The organism is Streptomyces sp. NPDC016562, assembly GCF_043076955.1.
GTDB lineage: Bacteria > Actinomycetota > Actinomycetes > Streptomycetales > Streptomycetaceae > Streptomyces.
Map to the genome: position 1 here is coordinate 209,446 of NZ_JBIBRZ010000010.1, position 6,000 is coordinate 215,445.

Consider the following 6,000-nt stretch of genomic DNA (forward strand, 5'->3'; position numbering starts at 1 on the left):
GGTCTGGCGATGGGGGCGGGGGAGGTCATGGCGCGCTCCTGGGGTGTGCGGACTCCTCTATTCCATCATGTGTTCGATTTTCTGGCCGACTCACATCCCGCCCGGCAGGGCACGCAAGTGTGACTGAGCGTCGTAGTTGGCCACTGAGCGTTCTAGCTGGCCGGAGCCGCAAAGCCGGCCGAGCCGGAGGCTCGACCGGTAACGCGCGAGTCCGGGAAATGGAGGTGACCTGCGTCGAAGCGTTCCTCGGCCTCCTCCTCGCCGACGTCGCCACCGACATCGACGACCTGTCGGTCCTGCAGACCGCTGCCGCCGCTGTCTGGCGCGGTGCCACTGCTCCGTTCGGTGGGCAGGTCCGGCTCCGTGCACCTGCTCCCTGACGGGATGGCAGGGTCCAGTACCATGCAGCCCAATAATTGAACGTGCTCAAAGCCTGGGGGCTTTGGTGGGGGAAGAAACGACGGGCCGCCGGCTCGCCGCCGTGCTGTGGTCGGCGCTCGCGGTGGAGGTCGCGGGACTGGTGGGGACGTTCGCTTCGGCGGACACCACCCTGCTGGTGCCGACGTTCGACGGGACTCTCGTCCTGGTCTGCGCAATGCTCCTCGCCGTGGCCGTGGCGGTCCTGCCGATCGTGATCGTGGTGCTGAAGTTGCGCGATGCCCGGAACCCTGCTGCCGTCTGGCGGGCAGTCGCCTCGGGGATCCTCGCGCTCGCACTCCTGATCATGCTGGTCAGGGCGGGCACGGGGCCCTGGGTCGTCTGGTGCGCCATCGCGATGGCCGCCTCGTGCGCGGCCACTGTCCTGTGCACCATCAGCCCGAGGGGGCTGTCGATCCAGCCGGTCCGCGCCGCAGCCGCCATCACCGTCGTCGCGCTGGTGGCGGCGGTCTCCGGCTCCTGCTCCGGGCCGTACACGGACTATCCGGGAGTGTGGACCGCCTCGAAGGACGCTGCGTCCCTGACCCTGACCGAGCAGACGGCGCCCGGGCAGGGGGGCCAGTACACCCTGCGGGTCGGGACGTGCACGGAAGAGGGCAGGTGGGTCTTGGACTACCCGCAGATGTCGACTTCGGTCCAGATGTGGCTCCACCGTGAGGGCGCGCTCGCGTGCATCCCGGGCGGACCGGAGACCTGGGTGCGCATCGTCGGCGGCAACCAGGCGGCTCCGGTCATCGCGCTTCCCGGGCTGCTTCTGACGAAGCAGTGAGCGGGCCGCTCGGGCGGCCCTCGGGCACGGGGCGCGGCGTGGGGCCGGGTTGCCGATCGGATCAGCGGCGAACCGGCCGAAGCGGGAAACCTGGTCATCAGAGCGGACTGGCAGAACGGGAACGGAAACCCCTGACGTAGCAATACAGCCCCAGTCACCCGGTATCAAGATCGCGGATCTACCGCCAAAGCCCGGCCGGATCCTCCCCGGGGCCGCTGCGGCGGCCCCACGATGTGCACGGAACCACCTGGCTGATGACTCGCGGCTGAGTAGTAACCGGTTGGCCAGGCTGGCCAACTACGACGCTCAGTCACAGCAAGGGGTGACCGAGCTCGATAGTTGGCGCTTGACCTGCCGTTCCCGACGCCGGGGGTGTGACGGCAGGGACGCGGGATCGTTGGTTGAGGCATGAAGACGATCAAGCAGGTACTTGCCACTGCCGCTCTCGCGGGCGCGGCTGTCGTGTCCGTTCCGGCCGCCGCCCATGCGTCTGCGCCGGCTCCGCTGCCGTTCCCCCCTGGTGTCGGGGGTCCTCCCGAACTCAGGTCTCCTGGGCGATGCCGCGCCTGGTGACGGGGTCCTCCCGAACGAGGTTGTCCGGGGGAACGAGGGCATCTTCGCCAAGGTCCTTAAGGGCGTCCTCTGAGGGGCGAGCGCGGGGCCGCACGGGTGACCCAACCGGCGGTCCGGCGGTAGGCGAGCACATTGAGCGCCGTAGTGGTCCAGCGGGACCAACGGCGCTCAGTCACAGGGGCTGATGCGGGCGGGCGTTAGTTGCCGCCAGCTTTGGCTACGTCGCGTTCTGCGGGTGTGACGCACTGTGTGTCTCCGTCGTAGCTTTCGCGCCATACGTAGCCCTGCAGGCAGGTGTCCGGTCCGTAGGCGCCGCCGACGGGGTCACGGTAGGGGTTGGCCCCGGTGTTGCCGCCGTACTCGGTGGTGTCGTCGTTCCCGCCCTTGCCGCCACTGCCGCCCCTGAGGATGCCGCCGGTGTCGCTGGGGCCGGTGTAGCCGCCGTACTCGGTGGTGTCGTCATTGGTCCCGGGGATGTCGGAGAGGACGCCTGCGACTGCGGACGGGGCTGCGGGTGCGGTTGCCGCTGAGGCGGGCACGGCGATGGCACCGGAAATGAAGGCGGCCGAGGCGAAGGCCAGCAGGTAGCGGGAGGTGCGTCGCGTGGGCCGGGCGTGGCGGGGGCGGTGCGTGGTGTGGGACATGAAAGCGTTCCTCGCAGGTGGGTGCCGGTGGGAGCTGCCGTCGTTCGCTACCTCCAGTAGGCGTCATGCGGACCGGCTGGTCATGTCCCAAAAAGTCGTGGCTTGACAGCTGCGGGAAGGTTCCGTACACCGCCCGAACCCCTGCTCGCGGGCTTGGAAGGGGGAGAGCAGGAAGGGGTCAGAGTGATGCTCCACCCACCGATTCAGCCGATGCTCGCGCAGTCGACCCAGACGATCCCGCCTGTCGGCCTGCCGGCCTGCTGGCGGGCCAGGTGGCCTATGAGCAGAAGTTCGACGGCCACCGGATGCTGGTCTTCACCCCCTCCGAGCCGGGCGGCCGGGTGCTGCTCCAGACCCGCCGGGGCTCCCTGGTCCTCGGCGCGGTGGCAGGCGGGTTGTTCAGCGTGTCGCAAGCCAGGCACACCGGCGGGGCTGCCATGAAGGTGGACGAATTGAAGCGCGCCGCGGAATGGCAGGTGCACAGACGCCAAAAGTACGCGGCCCTGCTCACCGCGGTGCAACGAGTGGATGCTGACGACCTTGATGTCGGCACGGCACTCTCCGAGGCCTTGCTCGTCGCGAACAAACCGCTCCGAGACAAGCTGCTGAGCTTCGAGGGGCCGAAAGAACTACGCGGGCAGCTAAAGGACCGAACCAAATACGCGGAGCTCGTCGAGGTGATGACCGCCGATGTCCGGAACAGAACAGACAGCTGAGCGCCAAAGAACTGCTTGTTCTTACGAGGGCGGCAATCGGGTCGGCCCAGGTTCAGCCTAGGGTGGCGTTGAGGAGACAGACGAGCAGGACGGCCGACAGGTATGAGCACCGCAGGGTCTGCTTGGGGGCGGCGACCGCGCCCGGCGGAGCCGAGTGCGCGGGCCGTGCGGCGTGGGCGGCGGACAGGAAGGGCATGACCGCGAGGGAGAGGGCGGCGATGAAGATGCGCGGCCGACACTCGCCACGCGGTCGGGTGGAGGCGGCGGGGCCGAACACGTCGCGCCGGTCACGCAGTACGGCCAGCTCTCGGATTGCCTAGCCTCCGTCGGCGAGCATCACCGCCAGGTACACCACGACGCGGCCCAGGTCGTGCCCGGTCCCGTGCGGCCGCCCGGTGCAGAGCGCTACTGAAAGCGCTGGTGGGCGTGGCGGCGTCGGCCGGATCCGCGAGCAGACGTGAGCTGGCGTGGTTGACCACCCCGTGCCCGTCGGCGCTGGCGATGGGCTGCGAAAAACTTGTTGGACGGGAAGGCCGGGCGATGCCACTGTCTGGCTGTGACCATGATCAAAAGCTATTCCGGAGCTGTTTCGCTGCCCGATGGCCTCGCCCTGCGACAGGCGAGGCCCGCAGATCTTGAGCAGATCGGCGCGCTCCTGTCCGAGCGCGGTGAGCCGGACGACGCCATCGACCACCGGCTGGTTGTCAGCGACCCCGACGCGGGCTTGTCCGCCTGTGCCGTGGTTGTCGACGGCGACCGGGTCGTGTCCACCGCGACGCTCCTCGACGAGGAGGTGTGCATCGGAGGCGTCCGTCTGCCCGCCGGCCAGGTGGAACTGGTCGCCACCGACAGCGAGTACGAGGGACGCGGGCTCGTAAGGGCGCTGATGCACTGGGCTCACGAGCGTTCCGCTGCCCGTGGCCACGTCGTCCAGGCGATGATCGGAATCCCGTACTTCTACCGGCTGTTCGGCTACGAGTACGCGATCGACATACCGCAGGTGCTGAACGTGAACGCCTTGCCGCCCGGCGAAGGAGCGGGCACGCTCCGTGCCGCCCGCCCCTCGGACATCCCCTCCATGGCTGCCCTGCAAGCCTCGGCCCAGAGCGGGTTCGATGTGACCACGCCGCACTCGGAGGCGTGCTGGCGATGGCTCCTGGACCACGAGTCGAGCAACCTCTGGGTTCTCGAGCATGCCGACACGGTCATCGCCACCGCGCGCACCACGCCTCCCGGTGAGGAGATGCTCCTGGCCGAGGCCGCAGCACGCGACGAGGCGGCGGCACGCGACCTCCTGAGCGGCGTCGCCGCTCTGGCATCCGGCGACGACCCGCTACGGATCGTCCATCGGGCAGGCACCGTGACAGGCGACGCGTGGCAGGAGTTCATCGACCACGAACCGCGCGGGAACGCAGAGCAGTACTACATCCGCATCCCGGATGCCGCGGCACTGCTCGACAGGCTGCGTCCGCTGTTCTGGCAGCGCCTGACCGCGGCCGGGATCGACCGCACCGGCCGGGACATCGTCATCTCCACCTTCGGCGCCCACCACCGGATTCCTGTTCTCGCTGACGGACTCGGTGAGGTCGTCACCGGCGGCCCGATCCAGTCGCCCGGAGCGGTCAAGGGCGCGGGGGTGGCGCCCGACCATCTGGCCGCCCTGCTGTTCGGCCCGCACGGAATGGAGGGGCTGACCCGGATCCGCCCCGACGTCTACTCCGCGGACGAGGAGCTGTTCCAGGCGCTTTTCCCTCCACTGACCGCGGACGTACTCAGCTACTACCTCCCGTACTAGTGTCCTGCGCCGGAAGCTCCTAGGTAGTTCCGGCGCAGGCTCGAACGGCCAACGCGCCTGATCGACGTCCGGAAACCCCGGTCGCCGAGGCGCGGCAGATCTACCGACGGAGTACTTGCGCAGGTCACTGGGCCGTTTTCGTCCGTCCAGGACAGCACGGCGCCGCGGCGGGCGTTCCAGGTGTTCACCGCCGAGCGGCCCCACAGCAGCTCCAGCGCCTCTCCGATCTCCGCGTCCTCCACCGAGGCGAGCGGCCGGTACCGTCTTGCCGTCAACAGGGTTCTCATCGGGGGTTTTATCCGGCCGTCACGGCCATCGAGTGATATGAACCCCGCGAACGGCCCCGCTCCTCTTGCCAGCCGCACCCGGTTGGTTCGGGGACTACCGGTCCGCGGTTTTTTTGCGTTTTCGGTATTGGGGGTTGGTTTTCTGGGTGGTGGTGGGGTGGTTTTCGGGTTTCTACACAGCTGCGGTTTTGATGCATGAAGTCGGCTCTGGGGTTGGGGTGTTGGTGGTTGTGTTTTTGGTATTCCGTCAGGGGGTCTGTCGTTTTTGGTATTTGGGGGGTCTCGGATTGGTGGAGGGTATTTGAATGGGGTGTGGGGTGGTTGCTGGCGTGGGTGGTGGTGTAGACCTGTGGTGGGGTGCGGTTGGGGGTGTGTGTGACGGTGTGTAGTGGTGTCGTGGGTGGGTGTTGGGGGTGGACAGGGGTGGTGGCGGCCGGGCATACTGCTACACTGCTACGGAGAGGGAGCGCGCAGCGCGACCGGCACCAGCCGGTAGGGTGGCGGTCCCGCAGGGGCCGGCCCCCGAGTCAGAGCCCCTGATAGCCCCTCAAAAGCCGTCTGACCTGCTAGAATTAGCCGAAGAACCCCGCGAACGGCCCCGCTCCTCTTGCCAGCCGGTCACCGCGGACCGGTAGTCCCCGAACCAACCGGGACCACCCCGCAGTCACCGCAGGTGACTGCCCGACCGGGCTCACTCCGCCCGGCGTCGCGCAGCGACGCAGCCCCCTTGGGAGTGACGCAGTCACTCCGCGTCGTGTCTCCGCAGGAGACCGCGCGC

6 protein-coding genes and 1 pseudogene are annotated in these 6,000 nt (G+C 68.5%); 4 read left to right on the forward strand and 3 right to left on the reverse strand.

All coding sequences use genetic code 11. The annotated features are described in order from the left end of the window. Positions 1–224: 224 nt before the first annotated feature. Positions 225–380, forward strand: a complete 156-nt coding sequence (locus ACF059_RS31355) for a hypothetical protein (RefSeq protein ID WP_392063906.1) — start codon at positions 225–227, stop codon at positions 378–380. 62 nt (positions 381–442) lie between these two features. Next, positions 443–1,207, forward strand: a complete 765-nt coding sequence (locus ACF059_RS31360) for a hypothetical protein (protein WP_392063909.1) — start codon at positions 443–445, stop codon at positions 1,205–1,207. A 770-nt stretch (positions 1,208–1,977) separates the two neighbouring features. On the opposite strand, the gene ACF059_RS31365 is transcribed toward ACF059_RS31360, so the two are convergent. Then, positions 1,978–2,424 (reverse strand): hypothetical protein, encoded by a 447-nt coding sequence (locus ACF059_RS31365; RefSeq protein WP_392063911.1) that lies wholly within the window; start codon positions 2,422–2,424, stop codon positions 1,978–1,980. 272 nt (positions 2,425–2,696) lie between these two features. Here ACF059_RS31365 and ACF059_RS31370 point away from each other — a divergent pair, with 272 nt between their 5' ends. Then, the gene (locus ACF059_RS31370; protein WP_392063914.1) at positions 2,697–3,140 is read left to right on the forward strand and encodes a hypothetical protein; all 444 of its coding nucleotides are present in this window, start codon (positions 2,697–2,699) and stop codon (positions 3,138–3,140) included. A gap of 52 nt (positions 3,141–3,192) precedes the next feature. On the opposite strand, the gene ACF059_RS31375 is transcribed toward ACF059_RS31370, so the two are convergent. Then, positions 3,193–3,336 (reverse strand): hypothetical protein, encoded by a 144-nt coding sequence (locus tag ACF059_RS31375; RefSeq protein WP_392063917.1) that lies wholly within the window; start codon positions 3,334–3,336, stop codon positions 3,193–3,195. A gap of 366 nt (positions 3,337–3,702) precedes the next feature. On the opposite strand from ACF059_RS31375, the gene ACF059_RS31380 reads away from it, so the two are divergent. Then, the gene (locus tag ACF059_RS31380) at positions 3,703–4,935 is read left to right on the forward strand and encodes a GNAT family N-acetyltransferase (protein ID WP_392063953.1); all 1,233 of its coding nucleotides are present in this window, start codon (positions 3,703–3,705) and stop codon (positions 4,933–4,935) included. Between the two features lie 146 nt (positions 4,936–5,081). Here ACF059_RS31380 and ACF059_RS31385 read toward each other — a convergent pair. Next, positions 5,082–5,192, reverse strand: a pseudogene (locus ACF059_RS31385) (site-specific integrase); the annotation flags it as partial. Positions 5,193–6,000 lie beyond the last annotated feature (808 nt).

What these genes read in the sequence shown, in the direction of transcription:
- ACF059_RS31380 (WP_392063953.1), top strand. Translation starts at nt 3,703, where the DNA reads ATGATCAAAAGCTATTCCGGAGCTGTTTCGCTGCCCGATGGCCTCGCC.
- ACF059_RS31375 (WP_392063917.1), bottom strand. Translation starts at nt 3,336, where the DNA reads ATGCCCTTCCTGTCCGCCGCCCACGCCGCACGGCCCGCGCACTCGGCT.
- ACF059_RS31365 (WP_392063911.1), bottom strand. Translation starts at nt 2,424, where the DNA reads ATGTCCCACACCACGCACCGCCCCCGCCACGCCCGGCCCACGCGACGC.